The 22,681-nt window shown below is 46.1% G+C and carries 20 protein-coding genes and 3 pseudogenes; 7 read left to right on the top strand and 16 right to left on the bottom strand.

Annotated elements, in window-relative coordinates:
- Positions 1-60 precede the first annotated feature (60 nt).
- Positions 61-804: an IclR family transcriptional regulator gene (locus PPM_RS03965; RefSeq protein ID WP_013369419.1), complete on the bottom strand. Its 744-nt coding sequence runs from the start codon at positions 802-804 to the stop codon at positions 61-63.
- A gap of 298 nt (positions 805-1,102) precedes the next feature.
- On the opposite strand from PPM_RS03965, the gene PPM_RS03960 reads away from it, so the two are divergent.
- Positions 1,103-2,140, top strand: a complete 1,038-nt coding sequence (locus tag PPM_RS03960) for an alpha/beta hydrolase (protein ID WP_014599482.1) — start codon at positions 1,103-1,105, stop codon at positions 2,138-2,140.
- 251 nt (positions 2,141-2,391) lie between these two features.
- Positions 2,392-3,771 carry a Fe-Mn family superoxide dismutase gene (locus PPM_RS03955; protein WP_043921439.1) on the top strand — a complete coding sequence of 460 codons (1,380 nt, stop codon included), beginning with the start codon at positions 2,392-2,394 and terminating at the stop codon, positions 3,769-3,771.
- An 11-nt stretch (positions 3,772-3,782) separates the two neighbouring features.
- Here PPM_RS03955 and PPM_RS03950 read toward each other — a convergent pair whose 3' ends face one another.
- From PPM_RS03950 to PPM_RS03920, 7 genes are all read right to left on the bottom strand, one after another.
- The gene (locus tag PPM_RS03950) at positions 3,783-4,628 is read right to left on the bottom strand and encodes a lipoate--protein ligase family protein (protein WP_013369416.1); all 846 of its coding nucleotides are present in this window, start codon (positions 4,626-4,628) and stop codon (positions 3,783-3,785) included.
- 191 nt (positions 4,629-4,819) lie between these two features.
- Positions 4,820-5,413, bottom strand: coding sequence for a GTP cyclohydrolase I FolE (gene folE / locus PPM_RS03945; protein ID WP_013369415.1), 594 nt, complete (start codon positions 5,411-5,413; stop codon positions 4,820-4,822).
- A gap of 54 nt (positions 5,414-5,467) precedes the next feature.
- Complete coding sequence (locus PPM_RS03940; RefSeq protein ID WP_013369414.1) at positions 5,468-5,722, bottom strand: YneF family protein; 255 nt, start codon at positions 5,720-5,722, stop codon at positions 5,468-5,470.
- 105 nt (positions 5,723-5,827) lie between these two features.
- A complete protein-coding gene (gene queG, locus PPM_RS03935; protein WP_014599480.1) occupies positions 5,828-7,561 on the bottom strand; it encodes a tRNA epoxyqueuosine(34) reductase QueG in 1,734 nt (577 codons plus the stop codon).
- 95 nt (positions 7,562-7,656) lie between these two features.
- Positions 7,657-8,094, bottom strand: a complete 438-nt coding sequence (gene rnhA / locus PPM_RS03930) for a ribonuclease HI (RefSeq protein ID WP_014599479.1) — start codon at positions 8,092-8,094, stop codon at positions 7,657-7,659.
- 90 nt (positions 8,095-8,184) lie between these two features.
- On the bottom strand, positions 8,185-8,769 hold the full coding sequence (gene lepB, locus PPM_RS03925; protein WP_014599478.1) for a signal peptidase I: 585 nt from the start codon (positions 8,767-8,769) through the stop codon (positions 8,185-8,187).
- A 119-nt stretch (positions 8,770-8,888) separates the two neighbouring features.
- Positions 8,889-9,314 carry a GNAT family N-acetyltransferase gene (locus PPM_RS03920; protein WP_014599477.1) on the bottom strand — a complete coding sequence of 142 codons (426 nt, stop codon included), beginning with the start codon at positions 9,312-9,314 and terminating at the stop codon, positions 8,889-8,891.
- A gap of 521 nt (positions 9,315-9,835) precedes the next feature.
- Here PPM_RS03920 and PPM_RS03915 point away from each other — a divergent pair.
- Together PPM_RS03915 and PPM_RS03910 are read left to right on the top strand one after the other, a co-directional pair.
- Positions 9,836-10,450 carry a superoxide dismutase gene (locus PPM_RS03915; RefSeq protein ID WP_013369407.1) on the top strand — a complete coding sequence of 205 codons (615 nt, stop codon included), beginning with the start codon at positions 9,836-9,838 and terminating at the stop codon, positions 10,448-10,450.
- A gap of 137 nt (positions 10,451-10,587) precedes the next feature.
- Positions 10,588-11,076, top strand: coding sequence for a DinB family protein (locus tag PPM_RS03910; RefSeq protein WP_014599476.1), 489 nt, complete (start codon positions 10,588-10,590; stop codon positions 11,074-11,076).
- An 85-nt stretch (positions 11,077-11,161) separates the two neighbouring features.
- Here PPM_RS03910 and PPM_RS03905 read toward each other — a convergent pair whose 3' ends face one another.
- Positions 11,162-12,601 (bottom strand): PTS transporter subunit EIIC, encoded by a 1,440-nt coding sequence (locus PPM_RS03905; RefSeq protein ID WP_014599475.1) that lies wholly within the window; start codon positions 12,599-12,601, stop codon positions 11,162-11,164.
- Between the two features lie 24 nt (positions 12,602-12,625).
- Complete coding sequence (locus PPM_RS03900; protein WP_014599474.1) at positions 12,626-14,818, bottom strand: alpha-galactosidase; 2,193 nt, start codon at positions 14,816-14,818, stop codon at positions 12,626-12,628.
- A 174-nt stretch (positions 14,819-14,992) separates the two neighbouring features.
- Here PPM_RS03900 and PPM_RS03895 point away from each other — a divergent pair, with 174 nt between their 5' ends.
- The gene (locus tag PPM_RS03895; RefSeq protein WP_014599473.1) at positions 14,993-15,814 is read left to right on the top strand and encodes an AraC family transcriptional regulator; all 822 of its coding nucleotides are present in this window, start codon (positions 14,993-14,995) and stop codon (positions 15,812-15,814) included.
- Between the two features lie 472 nt (positions 15,815-16,286).
- Positions 16,287-17,279 carry a YiiG family protein gene (locus tag PPM_RS03890; protein ID WP_014599472.1) on the top strand — a complete coding sequence of 331 codons (993 nt, stop codon included), beginning with the start codon at positions 16,287-16,289 and terminating at the stop codon, positions 17,277-17,279.
- Between the two features lie 31 nt (positions 17,280-17,310).
- Here PPM_RS03890 and PPM_RS29870 read toward each other — a convergent pair.
- A pseudogene (locus tag PPM_RS29870) lies at positions 17,311-17,523 on the bottom strand (VOC family protein); the annotation flags it as partial.
- 383 nt (positions 17,524-17,906) lie between these two features.
- On the opposite strand from PPM_RS29870, the pseudogene PPM_RS30565 reads away from it, so the two are divergent.
- Positions 17,907-17,993, top strand: a pseudogene (locus tag PPM_RS30565) (hypothetical protein); the annotation flags it as partial.
- On the opposite strand, the gene PPM_RS30560 reads toward PPM_RS30565, so the two are convergent.
- The 5 genes and pseudogenes from PPM_RS30560 to mutY form a co-directional block, all read right to left on the bottom strand.
- A complete protein-coding gene (locus PPM_RS30560; protein ID WP_013369400.1) occupies positions 17,956-18,099 on the bottom strand; it encodes a hypothetical protein in 144 nt (47 codons plus the stop codon). The pseudogene PPM_RS30565 and the gene PPM_RS30560 overlap by 38 nt on opposite strands.
- A gap of 821 nt (positions 18,100-18,920) precedes the next feature.
- The gene (locus PPM_RS03875) at positions 18,921-20,024 is read right to left on the bottom strand and encodes a GerAB/ArcD/ProY family transporter (RefSeq protein WP_331458203.1); all 1,104 of its coding nucleotides are present in this window, start codon (positions 20,022-20,024) and stop codon (positions 18,921-18,923) included.
- A 57-nt stretch (positions 20,025-20,081) separates the two neighbouring features.
- Positions 20,082-20,411: pseudogene (locus PPM_RS30480) on the bottom strand (Ger(x)C family spore germination C-terminal domain-containing protein); the annotation flags it as partial.
- 13 nt (positions 20,412-20,424) lie between these two features.
- A complete protein-coding gene (locus PPM_RS03870) occupies positions 20,425-20,655 on the bottom strand; it encodes a hypothetical protein (protein WP_014599466.1) in 231 nt (76 codons plus the stop codon).
- Positions 20,656-21,445: 790 nt separating this feature from the next.
- On the bottom strand, positions 21,446-22,678 hold the full coding sequence (gene mutY / locus PPM_RS03860; RefSeq protein WP_013369393.1) for an A/G-specific adenine glycosylase: 1,233 nt from the start codon (positions 22,676-22,678) through the stop codon (positions 21,446-21,448).
- Positions 22,679-22,681: the final 3 nt, after the last annotated feature.

The following is a 22,681-nucleotide window of genomic DNA, read 5'->3' as shown; positions in this document are numbered from 1 at the left end:
ACTACTTTAAATTTATAGCTTTGGCAACCCTTGTATGATTTCCTTTTGTATTGATTACTGTTACGGGAGCATAAGCCCCATTTCCTTAGCTGCTTCGATCAAAACCGGAGCAAAATCATGCAGCGTCTCGGGTGCAAGTCGACTGACCGGGCCGGATACAGATAATGCCGCCGCGACCTGTCCTTTTCGGTTCACAATAGGCGCGGCCACAGCCGCAGCTCCTGGCTCACGTTCTTCATAGCTAGTCGCATACCCCTTCTCACGAATGTCCTGCAGCTGGGCTTTATATACCTCAGGATCTACCGAGGGAGGCCATTCTTCACTGCTTAGCAGTACCTCCAGCTCCTGTGGCGGCATAAAGGCCGCCAGCACCTTGCTGGAGGCTCCCACAGCCAGCGGCATACGCGCTCCCACGGGAGCAACCCTGCGGATCGCCTGATTGCTCTGCACGGCTTGTATGCGAATACGCATGCTTCCATCCCGCAGGTACAAGCTGACCGTCTCCCCTAAGCGATCACGCAGTCCTTCCATTGCAGGCTGTAACAACACCGCCGGCTCATCGCTTTGGGACAGATGCGTCGACAGCTCCCATATGCGAAAACCAAGCCGATATTTTTCCGTTTCGGCATTCCGAACGACAAATCCCCGATCCTCTAGCGTAGTCAAAAGACGATGAACGGTGCTTTTATGTAGACCAATTTGGGAGGCAATCTCCGTTAGACCAAGATCAGATTCTGCGGTAAAACACAGCAGTATATCAAGTGCACGCTCTACAGCGCGGACGGTTAATTTACGGTCTTCCATCGTGAACCGCTCCTCTTGTATCCATATTCGTTTCACACTATGAAACATGGTTACATAAATTATATAGAATAGTCGCGGCTACTGTAAACCGATGTTTTTGTGACAACCATATTACAGAACAAGAACAAACATCGACAATTCTTTGCATCATTTTTACTTTTCCGGTTCAGACGTTGACTTTGGATAATACCCATCATACGATAATAGGTATCTATACGGACATACCCTACTATTTTCAAGTGGAATTATACCTAAATTTTATGATTCGAAGATCAATTCTATATAAGGAGGCTCTTACATGATTTCGACATCCCAGCGCAACGCTCAGCTACAGACCGCTGTTCAGGAGCCGTCCACCCCACTCTTTAATCCCCGTATGCTGCGGTTCAAGCACGTTGTGATTGCTCTGCTGCTGTCGGTCGTATTTTTTCTGTTGTTTTGTTTTATTGCCTTGCATGCTTACATCGCCTGGGTGCTTACGAATCCCACCGTCGCGCCATTATACTCTAATCCGATGCAGGCCAAAGGTATGCCTTATGAGGAAGTCAGCTTCCCAGCCAAGGATGGTAGCCGCATGGTACAAGGCTGGTATATCCCGGCAGATCAATCGCGGAAAACGATTATTTTCAGTCATGGCTATGGAGCCAACCGTGAAGAAAGCTGGATTCCCATGTATGATCTGGCGCATTATGCCCATAGCTTGAACTTTAATGTGGTCATGTTCGATTACGGATTTGCGTCACAAAACAGCAAGGCCGTCGCAACCGGAGGCAAGGCAGAATCCCAACAGCTTCTTGGGGCCATCCAGCTTGCAAAACAACGCGGCTCGTCGGAAATTATTGTATGGGGCTTCTCTATGGGAGCAGGAACCGCTCTTCAGGCGGGTTTGCAAACCAAAGATGTGGACGCGATGATTTTGGACAGCACCTTCCTACTGGAACCGGATACGCTCTACCATAACATTCACAATCAAATTAATTTGCCGAGACATCCATCTTTGGAAATACTGGAGTTGCTGTTTCCAGTCTTGAACGGCACCAGTTTGCATCAGATTCCATATCAGGAAGTAAAAAAGGAGGACTATCCGTTTCCAATCATGTTTGTGCATGGTACACAGGATGAAAAGGCTCCTTACCCCATTGCGGAAAAGCTCGCTGCCAATCAGACCAACCCACTTTCCAGTGTATGGATTGTCAAAAACGGGATACATGAGCTTATTTTCAGAGAGCATCCTCGTGAATATTTACGGCGGGTATCGACATTTTTAAGCAGTGTACAGGAGCTGGAGGACAAGAAAACTACGGCTACTGCCCAGAAACAAACGACTACGAAGTAAAGAATTATTTTCGATATAAGCCTTCATCGCCTTGAAGAAGCTTGCCTATGGACACTTAACCCGTGCCGTAGACAGGCTTCTTTTTTTATTTTCCACGATTAATTATTGTTCTGCAAAAAAGGTATAACCTGATGAAGGAAGTTCATAGACATATTCCCGATGAGACGGCGAATATACTGGGTACATATGCATCCAGGACAGATCTGCTAGATCTGCCGGATAGCCATAGTGGGATACGGGAGGTAAAAACGATGCTGAGTACTTATGGGTCTTTCCTGCCCTTACGTGTGCTGGAGGAAATCCGTCATTGGAAGCAGCAGGAAAGTTGGCATGTGGAAGTGATTAAATCCGCTACTGAAGGGCTAGAACCTGCTTATGTGCGGCTGCTGGATGATTGGCGAACCGTATTTGAACAAACGGAACGGGCCGCCATAGAGCTGCTTGAAGAGCAACGGAGCGCGCTTGACCCGGTAGAACAAGCATGGCAACATCAGGAGAAAAAAGCGTCGTCTGCTCCCCAAGCTCATACACACCAGCTGGATGAATCATCAGCCCATTCAAGGGGATCAGACGCATCAGCAACTGGAGAGAAACCGTTGTCCGAATCAGGCTTGAATTCACAGCCTGCCTCTCAAGAATTAAATCGTCGACTGGACGATTTGCTGCAAACTGCGAACCGTCAATCACAGGAATATGTACGGCAGCTAGGTTTGCTGACCGAGCACAGTCATGCATTGCGTCAACAGCCAAAATCCGCCGGAGTTGTAATACACGCAGCACATGAAAGTCAATATTTCCTGATTTCGACAACTCCCTTTCAAGAGCCCGGCTCCATCGCACGAGCCACTGGGTTGTATCATGTAGCGGCAGAGGGTGAGGATTACCCGGAGCAAGCGTTTCGAGAGAGGCATGCCAGCATGAGAGGAGAAGGTTCTGGGGCTACTAAAGGCGTCCAGTCCGGTCAGACGCAACCTTCAGCAGCGGAAAAATCCTTAGTCGGTCGCCCGGTCCCTATTGGGGGACATCGGCTCCCTCCGCTTCCTTACCCTTATAATGCGCTTGAACCGTACATTGATGAAAAAACGATGCGTATTCACCATAACAAGCATCATTTGAGCTATGTGAATGATCTGAATAAAGCGGAAAAGAAACTGGAAGAAGCCCGAAAAACAGGTGATTTTGACCTCGCAAAGCATTGGGAACGTGAACTGGCATTTAACGGGGCAGGTCATTATCTGCATACTCTTTTTTGGACGATCATGAGTCCTCAAGGCGGTGGAAACCCAAGCGGACCGCTGGCTGAACAGATTAAAAAGGATTTTGGCAGCTACGATGCCTTCAAAAAGCAATTTAGTTCGGCAGCCGAAAAGGTCGAGGGCGGCGGCTGGGCTATCCTGGTATGGAGCCCGCGCTCCGGGCGGCTTGAAATTTTGCAGGCCGAAAAGCACCAGAACCTGACTCAATGGGAGTCTATTCCGCTGCTGGCGATCGATGTGTGGGAACACGCATATTACTTAAAGCATCAGGCCGAACGTAATAAATACATCGAAGATTGGTGGCATGTCGTCAACTGGCCTGAGGTGGAGGCGCGCTATGCTCAAGCCTCCAAGCTAAGATGGCAACCATTCTAAGCTAAAACAAACTACACCTGCAAATCGTACCGCTCTCTCAGCGCTGCCATCTGTTCTGCCAATCCTTCCGGTTGCACCAGCGAGCCATCGGCAGGCAAAATGGCAGACCGGCTCTCGACCACACGGCGCAGCGATGCTGTGTACGCCTCGACAGACGGCACACCAGCTAGCTCTGCCAGGCTGCCCATCGTTGCCGGATTCACTCGGGGATAATCCGGCTCCTGCACGCCTTCAGGCGTCCCCCCGGCCGCCTCTCGATAAAACTGCTGCACCGCCTGTGCACGCTCTGCTCCGCGGCCCTCAATCATCACAAATGCTGTGATGATATACGCCTTGGCTTGACGCCGCTGCGCAATGCCGCAAAACTTGCGTCCCCCAACGCTCACATCGTAGTCCCCGGGACAGAAGGACCCGATGATTTCTCCGGTCTGCGCCTCTACAGACCACGGGGCCAGCGCATCGGCAATCAGCCCTGCCATGAGCCGAAAATCCTCATGCAGGCTGATGGCCCGCTGCGGATTCGGCAGGATCAAGGACAGGTTCAGTACCCCCCTGTCCAGCATGACGGCTGCTCCGCCTGAAGGACGCACACATACCGACGTTCCTGAGCTGCGCACCCGCTCCATCGCCTGTGGGGCGTTGGGAAGCCTGCGGTCCCGGTGACCAATCACAAGCGCCCCCGGATGCCGCCATAAATGCAAAATGGGCGCAGCTCCTTTCCCTACTTGCCGACAAGCTAGCTCCTCCCAAGCCAGCGGAAACAATACGTCTTCCTGCGTAGTCGTCAGTGGCGCTTCCAACCATTGCAACGCAGGCAATGCTGTTGTTATTTCTGTTGAGCTATGTATATGATCCATACGTTATCCCCTATCTTAAAAATAACTGTTATCCATAGGCTAATCGTAACTTTCAAGCAGCTATGCTGCCATTGTTCCATTTCATTCTTCACAGCAGCGATGTATTTTCTCTATTTCTGATGTTAACAAAAAAAGGCGGCTACGCCTATGCGTAGACCACCCTTTTTTTCATCCTATCACGCCGTGTTCAATCATTCCTTAATCAGGGACAAGAACTCTGCGCGTTGTGCTGCATTATCACGGAACGTGCCGCGCACTGCAGACGTTACCGTTTTGCTGCCAGGCTTTTTGACGCCTCTGGCACACATGCATAAGTGCTCGCCTTCCACGACCACCATAACTCCGTGAGCGGAGACCGCTTCATTTAGAATATCAGCGATCTGCGATGTAATACGCTCCTGTACTTGTAATCGGCGGGTCACCGCCTCCACCAAACGGGCAAGCTTGCTTAGTCCTACAATTTTACCGCTGGGTACATAGCCGATATGCACTTTTCCGAAGAAAGGAGCCATATGGTGTTCACACTGACTGTAATAGACAATATCCTTCACGATTACAAGCTCCTCGTGATTCTCGTCAAATGTCACACCCAGCGCATCCCGTGGATCAACCTCATAACCCGCAAATATTTCCTCATACATGCGCGCAACGCGTGCCGGTGTTTCCAACAAACCTTCACGCTTGGGGTCCTCACCGATCAGTTTTAAAATCTGCTCCACATGGTACTCGATTTTATCCCGGTTATCCGCAGCTTTGCGGTTAATATAATCTTTTACGCCAGCCACAGTAATCCTCCTCTATGCAGCAACCTCATGCGGCATCCGTGCTCACGTTGCTCATTATTTCCGACGGCCCTGATTTTTACGCGCACCAGGCTGATTTTTGGAGAACTGTTGGTTCTTCATCATCTGCTGGGCTTTTTGCATCTGTTTCCCATTCAGGTTGTAGCCCATCTGTTTGGCCATTTTTTGCAGCGTTTCAGGGTCGTTTTGCATCTTTTCAAGCTGTTTGCGAAGATAATAAGCACCGATGAAAAATCCCCCGACCAAGCCAACAATCAGGGTAATAATCGGAATGACAATATTCCACACCACGAAGTCGTCACCTCTGTATATTTATATGAAACATCTTGAATTACACGAACCTATCATAGCAAAACATGGGACAGCTAGCAAATTACTTTTTGCAAACATATGTCCTTATTCCTTCTCCAATTCCAGCAGCTTCATCTTGACTGGCAAGCCTCCGGCATAGCCGACCAAACTTCCATTTGCACCTGATACCCTGTGACATGGAAACAGGATTGGCAATGGATTTTTGTTATTGGCTCCGCCGACAGCACGTACCGCTTTGGCTCGTCCGATCGATTCTGCAACATCTTGATAGGACACACTTTGTCCGTACGGAATATTTTGCAGTGCGCGCCATACCTGCTCTTGAAAAGGAGTGCCTCTCAAATCATAGGCTATACTGAATTCCCGTCGTTCTCCCGCAAAATATTCACGTAGTTGTTCTGCAGCTTCGCGCAGCTTTTCCGGCTCCTGTACATAGACATATTCCCCGACCCATGTCCGGGCCCATTGCTGAAGCAATGCTTCCTTCGCATAAAAAGAGCCATAGTCAATTCGACATAGCCCACGATCCGTAGCACACAGCGTCAGAGTGCCCACAGGCGTCTCCATTTCATCATAATAAATCGTAGTTGGACCCTGTGAATCCTCCGCCTTTAATTCAGCAGAAGTTTGCTGCTCTGCCTGCTCTTGTTCCTCTAGCTTGGAATGCGCCTGTGCGATCATTTCGCGTACTTGCTCATGTTGTTCTTTCTCTGATGCTTGCTTGATCGCTGTCATAGCGTTTTCCCCTCCTATTCGACTCAAAGCCCACGCCGCCGTGCCTCGCAGCTCGGGACGCGGATCATCCAATAAAACCTTCGTCAATTTGGGCACCGCGCTAACATCCTTGAAATTGCCAAGACCAATGACTGCATTGCGTTGAATCGGCTTCTTCCCCCGCCAGGCCGCCGCACTTTGACCAAATCGGTCTTTGAATTCGCGATTGCTCAAATCCAGTAACGGTAGCAGCAACGGCTTCACAATTTCAGGATCGGGTGTAAGCTCGGGATGATGATCCCAGTTAAGGCCTCGATTTTTGGGACATACGATTTGGCACGTATCACATCCATACAGCCGATTCCCTATTTTCAGCATAAACTCCTCGTCCAAAAAGCCCTTGGTTTGCGTCAAAAAGGACACACACCGCTGGGCATTCAGCTGTCCCGGACCTACAAGCGCGCCGGTAGGACATGCATCCAAACATTTGGTGCACTCTCCGCAACCATCCGTAACCGGTTCATCTGGCTGGAAAGGAATGTTCGTCAACAGCTCCCCCAGATAAATCCATGATCCCAGTGTCGGTGAAATCATCATCGTATTTTTGCCGCTAAAGCCAATCCCTGCGCGTTCCGCAACAGCTCGATCCGACAGTTCTCCGGTATCCACCATGTTTTTTAACACTGCATCAGGTACCCGCTCACTTATAAAAGCCTCAAGCTTTTCCATCGCTTCACGCAATACCAGATGATAATCTTTACCCCAGGCTGAACGCGCCAAAATACCACGGTACTTGCCCTTGTCCGACTTCGGCGGGTCCTTCATTTTGGAAGGATACGCCACCGCAATGGCAATCAGGGATGCAGGCTGCGAGCCATACAGCTCCGGATAGATGCGCTTATCAATATCGGGCTCTTCAAAGCCGGACTCATAGCCTTTAGCACGATGCTCTTCCAATATAGCTTTCAGAGACAGAAAGGGATCGGCGGATGCGAACCCGATGGAGTCGATACCCAGCCCTGGAGCTGCCTCAATAATTTCCTGCTTGAGCGAAGCCCAAGTCGAAGCCGTTCCGGTAGCCGTCCGAGTTAATTCGCGTTGCATCCGATACTCACCTCTCTTCCACTTTTATCATTACGGATATGAGAATGTTGCAACATTCTCATATCTCAAATTTCAACAGAAAACAGCAACAGATGCTACCGTAAATTTTTAACAGCACTTGTCGCCAGAAAATCACAGCGATTATTCAGTTCGTTGTCACTGTGACCTTTCACCTTCACATATTCAACCTCATGCTTACCCATCAGTTCCCACAGTTCTTCCCATAGTTCCTTGTTCTCCACCGGCTGATTTTTACTGTTTCGCCAGCCATTACGGAGCCAATTCTTAATCCAGCCTTGTTTGAAGCAATTGACGACATAGGCAGAGTCACTGTGTACTTTTACACGGCACGGCTCCTTGAGCAGCTTCAGCGCTTCAATCACCGACTTGATCTCCATACGGTTGTTTGTCGTCATCTTTTCGGCACCCGACAGCTCCTTGCGGTGCTCTCCATACAACAAAATGATCCCCCAGCCCCCTGGGCCCGGGTTCCCCGAACAAGCACCGTCGGTATAAACCATCACTTCTTTCATCGTTCTCTTCCTTTCCTGATTGGGAACCGCTGACCGTTATAACTCTGATCGGTTCGCACGTATTCCGCATTGATTTCAGACTATCGTTGCTCATAGCCACTTCCACTCCGAGATCGGCCAAAATATAAACTCTGCACGTCCCAGTAAATCTTCAGACTTAACGCTGCCAAAATACCGGCTATCCTTGCTTGCAGCCGTATGGCGATTATCTCCCATGACAAAAAAGTGTTCCGGCTCCACTGTAAAAGGACCGTAATCACCATCCTCCACGTCCGAGTTGGTGTACGGCTCAATTAGCAGCTCGCCGTTTACATACAAATGATTATGCTCAATCCGAATGACATCTCCGGGAATACCTATGACTCTTTTCACTAAAAATCTTGGGCTGGACAGTTTGGAATCAGGATCTTTTAAAATCACAATGTCCCCTCTCCCCGGATCATGAAAATTATAAACCAGCTTATTAACGAACAAATGCTGGCTTTCCGTTAGCGTCGGTTGCATCGAATGTCCTCTGACCGTGGACAAGTTAAATACAAACAGGTTTAGAAGCAACAAGACGACCATTGCAATCAGCAGAGTAACTAACCAATCGCGTATGTAACCAGAGCGACCTGCCTGTTTGGACGTTTCCGGTGAAGGAAGCAGGTCTGACGAAGGAGTCAAAGCATCCATAATTAACCTCCTCAACCCTGTTATAAATAGAAAAGCATATCCCGTACCCGATTGCAACGGTTACTCAGATATGCTCTAAATGTAAATATTATACTTCATTTCTGTATATCGATTGCCGATTAATGAGGTGCCAAAATACTCAGCTTCTGAAACGCCTGTAAAATCTGGCTTGCTCCGTAGCCCATAGCTTCGTACAACGGCATGGCCGCACTGTTATGCTTGTCCCCGGCTACCCAAATACGGCTAACCTTACGTTGCTGAAAACGTTGCTCCATAAGCTCCACAAGCGATTTCCCAATTCCCATCCGACGATGATCCGGGTGAATAGCAATACGATAGTAACAACCATGATTCTGATCAATCGTGCCAATCAGGGCACCAACGATCTCTCCCTCTTCTTCGGCAACGACGATCAAACCGGAATCCCACGAAAGCTGACGGGCAAAAGCCCCCACCGTCTCTTTGTAGCACTCCTCTGACAAGGCAATTTGCATGAGTTCCGTAACTGAATTCACATCACTTAATTGAAAGGAACGAACGTGCATAAGTAATATCTCCCTTTTCGTAAGCATAATAAAAAAATTGAGACAGCACCGTCATTTTTACATAAATCCATAAAGCGCTTATCATGGTGTTAATCACAAGGCATTATGATAAAAATGCATACGATCTGCTATATATGAAATGAAGAACAGGTAAAGGGTGTATGCCCTCAAGTTCGTCATGTCATAGACATGACAGCTTATAGCAGACGACAAAAAAGCCGAAAATTCTGCTTCCTTGACCATTAAACCATACTTTTTGACGGAATACATCCCTTTTTCTCATGTAAGCGCTATATATAAAGCGTTTACATTTTTGAAGGTCAAATTTACCTCTTTTTACCTATGTATTACGTATTCCAATCGGGTTTTTGGACATGCTATCTACCAGGCCCTATTGCTCAGTTTGGTATTTTACAAACAAAAATGTTGAAAAAATAGGCTGGATGCGGTTTAATATAACTATCGAGGGTATTATTACATAGGAACACTTACCCAACCATATAACCAGGAGGGATTTTATTATGGCATTTCAATTACCAGAACTTCCTTACGCAAAAGACGCACTGGAACCACACTTTGATGCACTGACAATGGAAATTCACCATGATCGTCACCATAACACATATGTTACGAACTTAAATGCAGCTCTGGAGAGCGCTCCTGAACTGCAAAGCAAAAGCCTGGAGGATCTGATCTCCAATCTGGACAGCGTTCCTGAAAGCATCCGCACTGCGGTTCGCAATAACGGTGGTGGACACCACAACCACAGCCTGTTCTGGGAAGTTATCGGTCCTAACGGCGGTGGACAGCCAACAGGTGCAATTGCTGAAGCAATCAACAACGAACTGGGCGGCTATGACAAATTTAAAGAAGACTTCACTAAAGCAGCTACAACTCGTTTTGGTAGCGGCTGGGCTTGGCTGGTTGTCGGCAAAGACGGCAAACTGGCAATCACTAGCACTCCAAACCAAGATAGCCCGCTGTTCGAAGGTCTGACTCCGGTACTTGGACTGGACGTTTGGGAGCATGCTTACTACCTGAAATATCAAAACAAACGCCCAGATTACATTGCAGCTTTCTACAATGTAATCAACTGGGATGAAGTTAACAAACGTTACGCGGCTGCAAAGAAATAAGCCAGTAGCAACATTCTTATCCTAAATCATGAAGGGCTGTCTCAAAAGTAGATTTTCTACGAATGAGACAGCCCTTTTGGCATTCTGTGGTAAACTGGTGGAAATCATTCTTTATTACAGTCCCAGGAGGGTAATGGATGCAGACTTTTTTTCGTTATAACTGGATGGTTCGAGAACAATGGTATCGCTGGTGTGAAGAGGTGCCGCAGGAGGAACTGCTGAAAGAACGTATTGGCGGGGCTGGCGGCATTCTAAAAACGCTCTTTCATATCGTTGATGTAGAATGGAGCTGGGTTCAAATCATTCAAGGCAAACCTGATTTCCAGGAGGACTTCTCTCAGTATAATACGCTGGATAAAGTCCGCGAGCTGGACGCGAAGTTTCGACTCGATGTGGAGCCGTTCGTCCTCGCCTGGCATGAAGGTCTGGAACGAAAAAGGTTTGAAGATCACCTCCCGGACGGCAGAATTGCGATCGATGCCTGGGGAGAGGTGATGCGCCATGTCATTGCCCACCAAATTCATCATATCGGACAGTTGTCCGTATGGTCGCGTGAGCTCGGCAAGGCCCCGGTTTCAGCCAATGTAATTGGCAAAGGACTGATTGAGAGCGATCCATCCATATAGGTATAATATCCGCAATTAAAAATGAGTAGAAAAGAGCCTTCAAGCTCCTTCTACTCCTTTTTATGCATACACTTCGACTCATTTCTTAAAGTATTGCTTTTGACCTCTTGCTCTTGATAACACCATAAGCCAATGTAAATAATGCTCCACATATCAGGGCAATAAGATGAGCGACAAGATAATTGATATGACCGTGGTTATCTGACGCTGCAATTGCAAAGCCAGGAAGAGCCGTGGTTCCGAATCCTATGGCTGTCAGCTTGCTTAAATATACATATGCTCCGGCAACCATTCCTCCGAGACATCCAGCAACCAGAGGGAACTTATACTTCAAAGTGACCCCGAAGATCGCGGGTTCCGAGATTCCAAAAAGTACAGACCCGAATGCAGAGTAACCCAGTTCTTTAACCTTGGTGTCTTTGCGATTCAAAAGAATATACCCCAATACGGCGCCCCCTTGAGCCATCAAAGCTACCGATGCCAATGGATTGATAAAATTTCTGCCTGTGTCAGTTAACAGCTGTGCTTCTACCGCGCCCATAACATGGTGCAAACCTGTAATAACGATGATCTGCTGAATACCTGCAAAAAACATAAAGCCGAATATTCCTAGGTTTTGCGTCATCCAAAGCAACGAAACAGTCACCAGACTGGCTAGCTCCCGCCCAAGAGGGCCGATAATCGTAAACAATAGCAGAGAAGAAACAAAGACCGTCAGCAAAGGAGCCAAAAATAGTTTAATCATGTCTGGAACCTTTTTGTTAAAAAACTGATCCAACTTGGCTACCACATATCCCATCATCAGAGCAATAATAATACCGCCCTGAAAGCCTACCAACTGTACGGGAAGGCCGAAAAGACTGATCGATTCCGGATTTTGGCTCCCTTTAGCTACCTCAAAGGCATCCGCCAAGGCTGGATGAAGCATAATCGCACCCAGCACAAGCCCCAGAATCGGACGGCCGCCATATCTCTTGGTTGCAGAATAAACAACAAGCAGCGGCAGGATGGTGAAAATACCTGTGGAAACGATTTGAACAAAGCGATTGATCCCTTGGAAAATTGGATACATCTCCACAATCGATTTAGGGCCGAATAGCCCCTTCTGGCCTAATAGACCGGTGATCCCCATTAACAATGCGGCGGCAAGAATTCCAGGCATGATCTCAATGAAGACATCTGACAGCGATTTAATGGCTTTTTGAAAAGGATTTTGCTTTTGTGCGGACTTCGATTTGACATCACTTAATGACATATCTTCTGTTCCGGTCAGTTTGGAGAACACGGCATAGATATTATTGACCAGCCCTGCTCCGAAAATGATCTGCAGTTGATCCCCCGCTATGAACACACCTTTAACCAGATCAATATCTTCAATCTTTTTTAATTCCGCTTTTTCATTGTCCTCAAGTACAATTCTTAATCTTGTGGCACAATGGGCCACACCGATAATGTTATCTTCACCACCGATATTTTTTAAAATTTCTTGAGAAATTTGCTTATATTGCTTTTCTTTTGCTTCCATCTCCTGGACCCTCCTCTAGCTGAATCAGATGTCTTCTTTAACAAACCTCCAGAACATGCCTAGAAAATCCTGTTTTACCCTGGCAAGCGTTATGCCGACATGCATTAATTCATCACCGCCAAACAGCTCACCAGTTTCTATATTTCTGTAAATGTAGTCTGGATTCAGACCTTTGAATTTTAACGTTTTAATCGCGGCAGCCGGTTGGGATAAAACCTTGAAATAACTGGCCGCCATTTCCGTTTGATCCTCTGACACAAAGCTCCATGCGGCTTCATTTTCATCAAACGGATTAATGATTCTGTAAAAGTTTCCAAACTGAATGAGCGATCTCATTTCCTTATATAGAGCTATCTGCTTTTTCACAACTTCTTTTTCTTCAACAGTTAATGTCGTCAAATCCAGCTCATAACCTAAATTCCCGGCCATAGCGACATAACCTCTGGTCTCCAATGGTGTTATTCTGCCCACTTGATGGTTGGGTACGGTGGAGACGTGTGCGCCCATCGTAATCGGAGGATAGACAAGACTTGTCCCCCATTGAATTTTCAGTCGGCAAATGGCATCTGTATTGTCACTCGTCCAGGTCTGAGGCATGTAATAGAGCATACCGGCATCAAAACGGCCTCCTCCACTAGAACAGCTTTCGAATAAGACATGAGGAAACTGCGATGTAAGCTCTTCCATAATACTGTAGAGTCCCAGGATATAACGATGCGCCGTCTCCCTTTGTCTCTCAGGTGGCAAGGCGGCCGAACCCACATCTGTCATGTGACGATTCATGTCCCATTTTACATAAGTAATTGGAACGTTCGATAAAATATCGGAAACCGACTTAACGATGTACTCACACACTTCCTTCCTTGATAAATCCAACATAAGCTGATTTCTTCCCAGCGTATACGGACGATCAGGGACATGGATACACCAATCGGGATGCCTTCTGTATAAATCACTGTCTATGGATACCATCTCAGGTTCAAACCACAAACCAAACTCCATACCCAGATTTCGAATGCGATTGGCAAGATCCGGCAATCCATCTGGAAGTTTGCGACGGTCCACCACCCAATCGCCTAATGAAGTATTGTCATCATCTCGTTTCCCAAACCACCCATCATCCAATACAAACAGCTCCACTCCTACATTTTGAGCTTCCTTCGCCAACTGCTCAATCTTGTCGGCATCAAAGTTAAAGTAGGTGGCTTCCCAGTTATTAATCAGGATCGGCCGTTCCTTGTCACGAAATGGTCCACGACATAATCTGTTCCTGTATAATTCATGATAAATTCTCGACATGCCGCCCAAGCCATTTTCGGTGTATACCATAACCACTTCCGGCGTTTGGAACGACTCCTCCGGTCCAAGCAGCCATGTGAAATCAAAAGGATTAATCCCCATCGTGACTCTAGTGTTCCGATAGGAATCTACCTGCGTCTGGGCCGTAAAGTTCCCGCTGTACACCAGATTAAAGGCGTATACTTCGCCCTGATCTTCATCTGTCCCTTCTCTTACAAGTGCCATAAAGGGTGCCTGATGAGGGCTACTGGCGCCACGGCAGCTGTCTACCATTTGAATTCCAGGTAAAACTTTTCTCCTTGCTATATTTTTTTCATTGTTATGCGCACCGTACAAGGTAATGAGTTCATACTCATCATCTCGAAAATCCACACTGGCACTTAACGCTCTAAGCAGTTTTAGCTGCTGCTGGCCTTCATTATCAAAACGGACAGAACGGGTAATGACATCCCGCTTTGGATATAGGCTATAGGATAGTACAATCTTTACATCAATTAATGGATCTTCAAGGATGATTTCCAGTGTTTCTACTTCGCCATCATCCTCCGCATACGTAGAAGGAAGCCCTTTCAATTTTGCTTTGCCTTGGTAAACCCGATGTTCTTTATACCGAAAATCTGTCACTGTAGAACCATTCTCCAATTGAAGCTGATACGCAGGAATCCTGAAATCACTATTTCCAAATGACGGATATTCTTGCGGGATGGTATCCAGTGAAAAAGCTCGATCCGCCCCATCCGGATTGGGTGAAAACCCTCTATCCATAAAGATGATTTTATTGCTTCCCCGATAGTTCTGAATTTTCTTTCCCCAATACAGATGGGCTAAATAACCATCTCGTATAACCTGCATGACATAACTGGTATTGCTGCCTTGTAAATGGAATAAAAGCTTCTCTTTATCGATGATTATAGCCATAGTGACCCCCTTGTAGCGCCAATAGTAATATTTTCAAAAACTATAAATTATGTTGTTTCCTTGTTTCTTACACCCTAATCATAATGGAATAGTTTTAATAATTATATGGAATAATGTAGACTCTATATGAAACGGTGTGATAATATGCAGAGATGAATTAAGAGGTGAAAACAAATGAGTTCGCATTTTTCCAATCATTCCTATAACAACTTGGATCTCAATCTATACACTTGTGGCAAAGAGAGCTGTACCAGCAAACACTCTTATGGTCCAGCCATTCGAAGCGGGTATATGGTGCATTTTATTTTAAAAGGAAAAGGGATCTTTAAAGTCAACGATAAAATCTATCATTTGGAGAAAAACGATGCTTTCTTTATTGAGCCGAAGGTTTTAATTTACTACGAAGCGGATGAAGTCGACCCATGGGAATATGCCTGGATCGGTTTTAATGGGGTGCAAGCAAAAGAATATCTAAGCCGGACCTGTATCCATAGGGACAATCCCATTTTCCGGTTTGAAGCGGAGGGCAATCTTGCTCGCTGTATGGAAAGTATCGTCGTTTCTTCTACGCTGAAATCCAACAAAGACCTGTTGCTTACATCCAAGCTGTATGAATTCCTGTATCTGATGTTTGAACTTTACCCTAATCAGGAAGTCAACAATGAGGTAAGACAGCAGCGGTATATCAAAGAAGCGCTTCTCTTTATTCAACAAAACTATTCACACTTCATTACCGTAAGTGACATTGCCAAGTACATTTCAATAGACCGCTCGTATTTGCATCGTTTATTTAAACAGCAACTCAATAAGTCACCACAGGAATTTTTATTGCATTTGAGGATTGAAAAATCTTGCTCCCTCTTAAAAAATACTTCCCTGAAAATCGGAGATATTGCTCGGTCTGTAGGGTATAAAGATGTATTGCTGTTTTCCAAAATGTTCAAAACAGTCAACAAGATGACTCCATCCGAATACCGAAGAAATCACCAAAAATAAAACGCTTTGACGTTCTACCTCGGCTGCCCATAATAAACCTCTTATGAACAAAGAGGTCAACCAGTAAAAACTGGCTGACCTCATAATACGAACGGACAGGATAGCTTGGTTGTTCGAGAAAAATAATAACTCCTTTAATTCCGGACAGCCAGAGCAGCCGCAACGGCAACTGGATCTCCACCGCACGTCTCAAGCTGATCGATTACGATTTATCATTAGGCCGGCCTTATCATTACTCATGTTACATCTTCTTTAAATTGACGACAAAGAAATTTATAAAATTATGCTACTCAAGTCTCAAGACCCATTCACCAAATAATTTTAAAATTGATTAGATTATTTCACAACCAACATTAATATGCGGCGAAGAGGGAATTTAATCGACCAGAAGAGGGCAGTTGTTCTCTCTCCTATTCAGACACCTTACAAAAGAAAAGCACGTTAAAAATACTCAGTCGGAGGAATCACTATTTTGAGAAAGCTATCATTTTTTATTGCCATTATCATTTTAGGTACAATGTTGTCCGCTTGTTCTGCCATTACATCCACCGTGGATCAAGCGCCTGCAGGCGTTACGTCCGGTGAGAGCAAAGAAATCGAAAAATACAATGCGTATGTGACACTGAATAACTTGATGACAGGCAGAATCAATGAGGTTCTGGTTCATTATTTCGAGAAGTTCGGAGGTGATACACAGCCTGTAATCGACAAGAACTTCAGCTTCATCATGCTCGGCGTTACTGAAACTGAGCGGGAAATTGTTGATAAAGCGAACGGCTATACCGCAAGCCAACCTGCTTTTTCGAACGTAGACCCCGTAGTGATCAAACTGACACCAGTCATCAATGATCTGTTGTCCGTCCTGGACGAAATGAAAGCCTACTACGATACAAAAGGCTACGTGGATGATAATTTCGCAAAAGGAAAACAGCTGCATACCAAGCTTGTAAGTGCCAATCTCGCTTACGAGACTGTCGCCAAACAATACTTCACGGCTTTGCAAAAATTGGGTAACGAGCAGCGTCTGGCTGAACTGCAAAAACTCAAGGATTCAGACCAGCAGATTAGGTATAATGCCTTGAAGTTTATGATAGATGCCGAGGCTACGGCCATTGAAATGGATGAGCAGGGAATCACCGCCGACAACGTGCTGCAGCTTGATATGACGAAGTTTAAAGCCAAATACGACATTATGACCGCAGATCTGAGTACGCTCATGACAATCTCAAAAGACAAGAAACGAGTTCAAAAAGAAGGGATTAACAGCTTCAGTATCGAGAGCTATGTTGATTCAGCCACTGAGGCAAAAGCGGCCGCTTCGAAAATCATTGAACGCATCAATAAAAAGGAACCTGTATCTGATTCTGATCTGAACGGCCAGTTCCTGAACACTACGGATGGCACGCCTGAGAATTTCAATTATAAGCTAAGCAAGGCAGTCGAACGATATAATGAAATAAATTAAGCGTATCGTGGATAAGGTTGTAGCAACGATTCTAGGGAAAGAAAAGCAATGGTGGAAAGGCGAAGAGGTTAACAAGATTGCCGTCGGGATCGCGAAACAGAACGACACGGTTCCCCCACGGCATTGTGGTAGATTCCTTTACCCACTCATCGACAAACGGCTTCAAGCGCTCGTAATATTCGGCATCGACATCGTGGACGTGGAACTCGATGATGACAGTGTGATTGTCGGCCGCCACTACCGAACATATACAAAAACACTACTGACAACAGTATGTAAGTAGCGTTTATGAAGAAACCATAGGGAAAGAGTGATATGACTGCACTAATAGGATACGTTAGTTCAATGGAACAGCGACAGTCTAGGACTTTATTTCGTATTATTAGGTCAACCAAAAATTTGGTTGGCCTATTTTAATAGGTGTTTTAAGATGACGATAGCCGGGAAGAACTAGGTGGTATTAGGGAAATAAATAACCCCGTCAAGAAAACTGTTCTCCCACTATCACCAACGACCATGTTTGAGCTGGTTGGGGCATGCGATCCCGTATAACAAGCGAAGCTATGAGGTTGGAATCATCGTGGGCTCGTTTCATTTCTCATACGAGAAGAAATTGAACATCTCATTGTGAATCCCTTGCAATCTAAGCGAGCACGCGGGACTACGTTACGCAAAGTTAAAACAGATGCAGCAGACGCTTGGCACTTAGCTGAAATGTTCTACCGCGGCGATTTAAAGCCGCACCGGGCATGGGATGAAGCTCATACAAGCTTGCCTTCAGGGTAAGGTCAAAAATGCCTCTCAATCTTTGTTTGAACATGCCAGGCTCTCTCACTCTAGGAAGTGGATTAACGATAGAGCAGAGCTGCTAGACATAGCGCTGAAGCAAAAAGCCAAGGTCAACCGAAGCATCTCTCAACATTACGTTTTAGAAGGAATGATTACCTTATTACTTGCTTTTCAGTCTCAACTCGAAATATTAGAGACACAAATGGAGGAAATTTCCGTAAATCAGCTTATACATACATATACGCCATACTTAGTAAAAACGAGCCCTATTGTCTGTAAAATTACCATATTACCATATTAATCCATAAATTTCTGTAGGAGCAGAGGGTTTCTTAGTCATGCCTCTAAATGGGGTCCAACCAATATTTTAACGAAAATATACGCTAAGGGAGCATAAAAAACGGGCTTTTCTTACTCTAAGTCGTTGTCCACTATACATCATTAGCGCTCATCAGTATGCCGAAAAACGGTTCGTTACGTCCGCTAAGGTCATCAGGAACGATGAAAATGCATGTCCGATAAAGCTAAGCATAAAAACGGTCAAAATGTTGGCGCTACCCCTTATACCAAAACTGGTCCTCTATAAATTCTAAAGCATCCCGGTTTTGGACAGTAAACCGGTCACTCATAGAATGAATCGTGTTGATACGTTTACATAGATCATCCGGATTCCAGCGTGAGAGTAAGATCTTTGGATCACCACGCATGCCTCCAAGAGGATTCGCACGATAAATGCCTGAAAACGCCAGACGGTTGACCAAGAGCAGACTCCATGCAGCCTCGGACATCATCAATGTTCATATTTTCACTACCCCTATTTATTATCATTTTAGGGGTGAATGACCAATTACATTATGAACGTTTCCCATCTAGGTTTCCCCTTATGCAGAAGATCATGGAAATGAGAAGAAGCACCAATGGTACTGCCGCGCATATGATTATTCCAAAATACCCCGTTACTGTATCAAAGTTATCTATTTGAATAAAATTTTGAGGATAGATGCTGACGGCAAATATGATAATTAACGGAAGATAAAAAATGTATCCGTTCCACTTTTGGGTGAGCTGGCTGATCCCGGCTACAAGATAGAAATAATAATTTGAGGCGGTCATGAAAATTTTGATTGTCCATAAAATGATAAAAAATATTTCAAACCGTTCCAGGAACGAACCGGGGAATTCAATTTGCTGCGCAAAAGAAACGACCGGCCATTGCAATCGGGAAACTTCTTCTACCGACATACAGCCAACGACCATCGTTACCATCATGACATACAAAGCCATTGCAATCGAGTAGCCAATCCCCCCCGCTTTCCATGCTTTTTGTGGATTGACCATAAAATTAGTTAATATGAGCATGGATTCAAAACCCAGCGTCGAAAAAGGTACAACTTTAAGAGATTTGAGGATCGGCCCCCACCCTTGATGGAAAACAGGGAGCAAATTATCAATGTCAAAATGATTGATATTGAGAATGATCAGCAATAAATAAACAATAAAGGTTAAGGGAAAGAAAAGCTCGACCAAGCGAACCATCGCATGAAGACCGCCCGAGGTCAAATAACCAATAAGCAGAAGGAACGGCAAGAGAATCATGCTTACCGGAGTTCTCTCCAATGCAAGGGCTTTGAGGAATTCTGCCATCATTCTGGATACAAGAGAGCAGATCATCACGCAATATACCATGAACGCAATATTGATGAAAAGGCTGATAAATTTACCTGCGATCACAGAATTGAGCTCATAGAACGTCTTCCCTGGAAATCGCCGACACAATTTCACGTTGATAAAAACGACGCCGACACCAAACAGACTTGCCAGCAAAAGCCCCTGCCACACGTCAGGCGTTTGCGTCTGTTCCGTGATGGTTCGTGGTAAACTGACAATTCCCACAGCGTACACGGTCGAAGTTACTGTTAATAGAGCTTGTATAGTAGAAATTTCATCCTGTTTCATGGAAGGTATGTTGGGCATTACGCTCCCTCTCCTTTTGCATAAAGCACCTGTTCGTTTAATCTGTACTTCAACCCGAACGTCGATCGGTATTTCACTGAATGTATCCTGCCAATTGTCTTTTACACGATCCCAGTAGGCGGGATAGTTCACTTTTACCTTTGAACCGAAGCCGGCTACGTCTGCTTTCATTTCTTTCTGGAGCTTGCTTAATGATTGGAGCACGATCTGTTTGATTTCATCTTGCACCGTTTCTTTAGCGGTTCGGATGAACGGTTCCTTCAAGAACTCCGAAGAAATAACCGAGTTTTCGTTTAGTTTGACAGCTGTTTTGATACGAACCGTGAATGAGAGAGCCTCCCCTTTGACGTGAGGGATAAGTTTGCTATGGGTATCCTCAACTTCATCCTGATAACACTTCTATCACACACGCCTCAAGATCTGTTCCTTCTTTCGCATTGATCGTAAAAGCCGCCTGCTGTACCAATTCTTCCTTCAGTTGTTCCAGATTAACCTGAGAGCGGCCTTCACGGATTCCCGTTTGTCCCACATCCATTTTTTTGAAGACGACATCAGGAAGATGATCCAGGATCTTTTTTAGATGATCTAATTTCGCCTCGAGTAATCTTGCCATGACGATGACGGTCCCCCTTCAAAAAACTTAAATCATGATATACATGTAATATGTGTAAAATAGTGATAAATATTCATGGGGAAGAACAGGGGTCTATCGTGTTCGGCGATGGAGGAGTGGATACTAGAACCAGAGGGACTCTCTTTGAGTATCAGTAAGCAAAAAAACGAACACCAGATGGTGTCCGTTGTTATGGAGGCGAGGGTACTCTCGTCGAGCGATTCCGTGAAGCTAATCCCTTTTAGTTGCTCATTAAATTCCCGAATTGTTCTGTCGTTCCGTTTGGTTCAACAGTAGGATTTCTGTTTAATGCAATTGGCAAACATTTTGATTTTTGGCGAGTAACACAATCACAAAAGATGCATCCTTTTCAACCTTGCCTTTCAACATAGGAGTATATCCTGTACTAGTTTCACTCATGGTGTACTTGATCAAAAAATGGAAGAAGAGTCCATTTCTTACGATTATTATTTTTACCACTGTGACAACAGTTGCTGAACTATGCGCTGTTTGGCTGGGCTGGGTTACTTATAGCATTGGCTGGAATTATTTATGGACTTTCATTTCTTACGGTATTGCATTTGTACTAGTTTACTTATATATACTGGTTTTGAAATGGGCAGAGAAATAGACGAATCTCCAAGCCAAGCGATAGCACAATAGAAGCAGTGAAGCCTAGTCTTTCGACTTGCGGGTCACTGCTTTTTTGAGTGGGAGTCAAATAAATGGAATTTGATACTCGACCTATTAGACGATCCTTTATTTTTTGCTGACAGTTATATTATTAACATCAGTTCTCTTTTTGCTTTGCATAATATTCGTTGATCAGATCCAGGAACACCTTGGGAAACGCCAAGGTGGACATATCTGCTTCGCTGATCCAGCGGTACCCCGCCGGCAGCGCATTATGTGCGTGCTCCACCTGCTCAGCCAGCGCAATCAACGCACCTGGCTTCGCCGCGGCGCTGTAGCTGGCCCGCTGCTCGGCAGCCAGCGGCTGTTCGCCCGCCTCCCCGGCAGGGACGGCGACCTCTTCATACTGGAACACACGCAGGTTCCAGTGAATGTGGCTGAACGTGTGCTCTGCCTCACGTACGAACCGCACCGGGCGAGCATGCACGCCCTCTGCCAACAAATGAGCTGCCAGGTGATCCATGGCTGGCTCATCCGGCACCGGACCGTTGTAGCCCTCCGGCCCGGCAAGCTCGTGCGGCAGCTCCCACATACGGGCCAACAGGCCCTTGGCCGGGCGCTGGCGCACAAGCAGGCGGCCTGCGTTGGCACCGCTACCCTCGATAAGGGCGACGGAGCGAGGCTCCAGCCGCGGCGGCTTCGCTTTTGTTTTGACTGGCAGCGTCTCCTCGCGGCCTGCCAGCCTGCCCGAGCAATGCTCCATGACCGGACAGGTCAGACAATGAGGCGACTTTGGCGTGCAGACCAGCGCCCCCAGCTCCATCAGCGCCTGATTAAAATCGGAGGCTCTTCCTTCGGGAATCAGCTCCCTGACCAGACTTTCCATATGCGCTCGCGTGCTGCCCTTCATGATATCCTCTTCAATGAGAAAATAACGCGACAGCACACGCATCACATTCCCGTCTACAGCAGGCTCTGGCCGATTAAAGGCAATGCTCATAATCGCCCCCGTCGTATACGGACCTACTCCTTTCAGTGCAGCAACAGCCTGCGTATCATCTGGCACCTGCCCACCGTGAAGCTCAACTACCTGTTTCGCCGCCGTTTGCAAATTCCGGGCCCGCGAATAATACCCCAGCCCTTCCCACAGCTTGAGAACATCCTCCTCGGGCGCTTCCGCCAGCGCTTCAATCGTCGGAAAACGTGCAATAAAGCGATTAAAATACGGAATGACCGTATCGACACGTGTCTGCTGAAGCATAATTTCCGAAATCCAGATATAAAAAGGATTGCGATGGCGGCGCCACGGCAAGTCGCGTTTGTTACGTGTATACCAATTCAACAGTTCAAAACTGAAGTAACGCTTTTGTTCCAATGTATTTGTAGTCATCAC

Origin of the sequence: Paenibacillus polymyxa M1, from assembly GCF_000237325.1 — a bacterium.
In the GTDB taxonomy this organism is placed as follows: Bacteria; Bacillota; Bacilli; order Paenibacillales; family Paenibacillaceae; genus Paenibacillus; species Paenibacillus polymyxa_C.
The sequence above is the reverse complement of the archived record's forward strand: the minus strand, read 5'-3'. Positions and strand labels throughout refer to the sequence as shown.

Bases quoted from the DNA above. Each gene is read 5' to 3' on its own strand.
- PPM_RS03895 (WP_014599473.1), top strand. From the start codon at position 14,993: ATGAGTTCGCATTTTTCCAATCATTCCTATAACAACTTGGATCTCAAT.
- PPM_RS03875 (WP_331458203.1), bottom strand. From the start codon at position 20,024: ATGAAACAGGATGAAATTTCTACTATACAAGCTCTATTAACAGTAACT.
- PPM_RS03950 (WP_013369416.1), bottom strand. From the start codon at position 4,628: ATGGATCATATACATAGCTCAACAGAAATAACAACAGCATTGCCTGCG.
- PPM_RS03900 (WP_014599474.1), bottom strand. From the start codon at position 14,818: ATGGCTATAATCATCGATAAAGAGAAGCTTTTATTCCATTTACAAGGC.
- queG (WP_014599480.1), bottom strand. From the start codon at position 7,561: ATGCAACGCGAATTAACTCGGACGGCTACCGGAACGGCTTCGACTTGG.
- lepB (WP_014599478.1), bottom strand. From the start codon at position 8,769: ATGGATGCTTTGACTCCTTCGTCAGACCTGCTTCCTTCACCGGAAACG.
- PPM_RS03960 (WP_014599482.1), top strand. From the start codon at position 1,103: ATGATTTCGACATCCCAGCGCAACGCTCAGCTACAGACCGCTGTTCAG.
- PPM_RS03905 (WP_014599475.1), bottom strand. From the start codon at position 12,601: ATGGAAGCAAAAGAAAAGCAATATAAGCAAATTTCTCAAGAAATTTTA.
- PPM_RS03965 (WP_013369419.1), bottom strand. From the start codon at position 804: ATGGAAGACCGTAAATTAACCGTCCGCGCTGTAGAGCGTGCACTTGAT.
- rnhA (WP_014599479.1), bottom strand. From the start codon at position 8,094: ATGAAAGAAGTGATGGTTTATACCGACGGTGCTTGTTCGGGGAACCCG.
- PPM_RS03955 (WP_043921439.1), top strand. From the start codon at position 2,392: ATGCTGAGTACTTATGGGTCTTTCCTGCCCTTACGTGTGCTGGAGGAA.
- PPM_RS30560 (WP_013369400.1), bottom strand. From the start codon at position 18,099: ATGTTCAAACAAAGATTGAGAGGCATTTTTGACCTTACCCTGAAGGCA.
- PPM_RS03910 (WP_014599476.1), top strand. From the start codon at position 10,588: ATGCAGACTTTTTTTCGTTATAACTGGATGGTTCGAGAACAATGGTAT.
- PPM_RS03920 (WP_014599477.1), bottom strand. From the start codon at position 9,314: ATGCACGTTCGTTCCTTTCAATTAAGTGATGTGAATTCAGTTACGGAA.
- PPM_RS03915 (WP_013369407.1), top strand. From the start codon at position 9,836: ATGGCATTTCAATTACCAGAACTTCCTTACGCAAAAGACGCACTGGAA.
- PPM_RS03870 (WP_014599466.1), bottom strand. From the start codon at position 20,655: ATGGCAAGATTACTCGAGGCGAAATTAGATCATCTAAAAAAGATCCTG.
- mutY (WP_013369393.1), bottom strand. From the start codon at position 22,678: ATGACTACAAATACATTGGAACAAAAGCGTTACTTCAGTTTTGAACTG.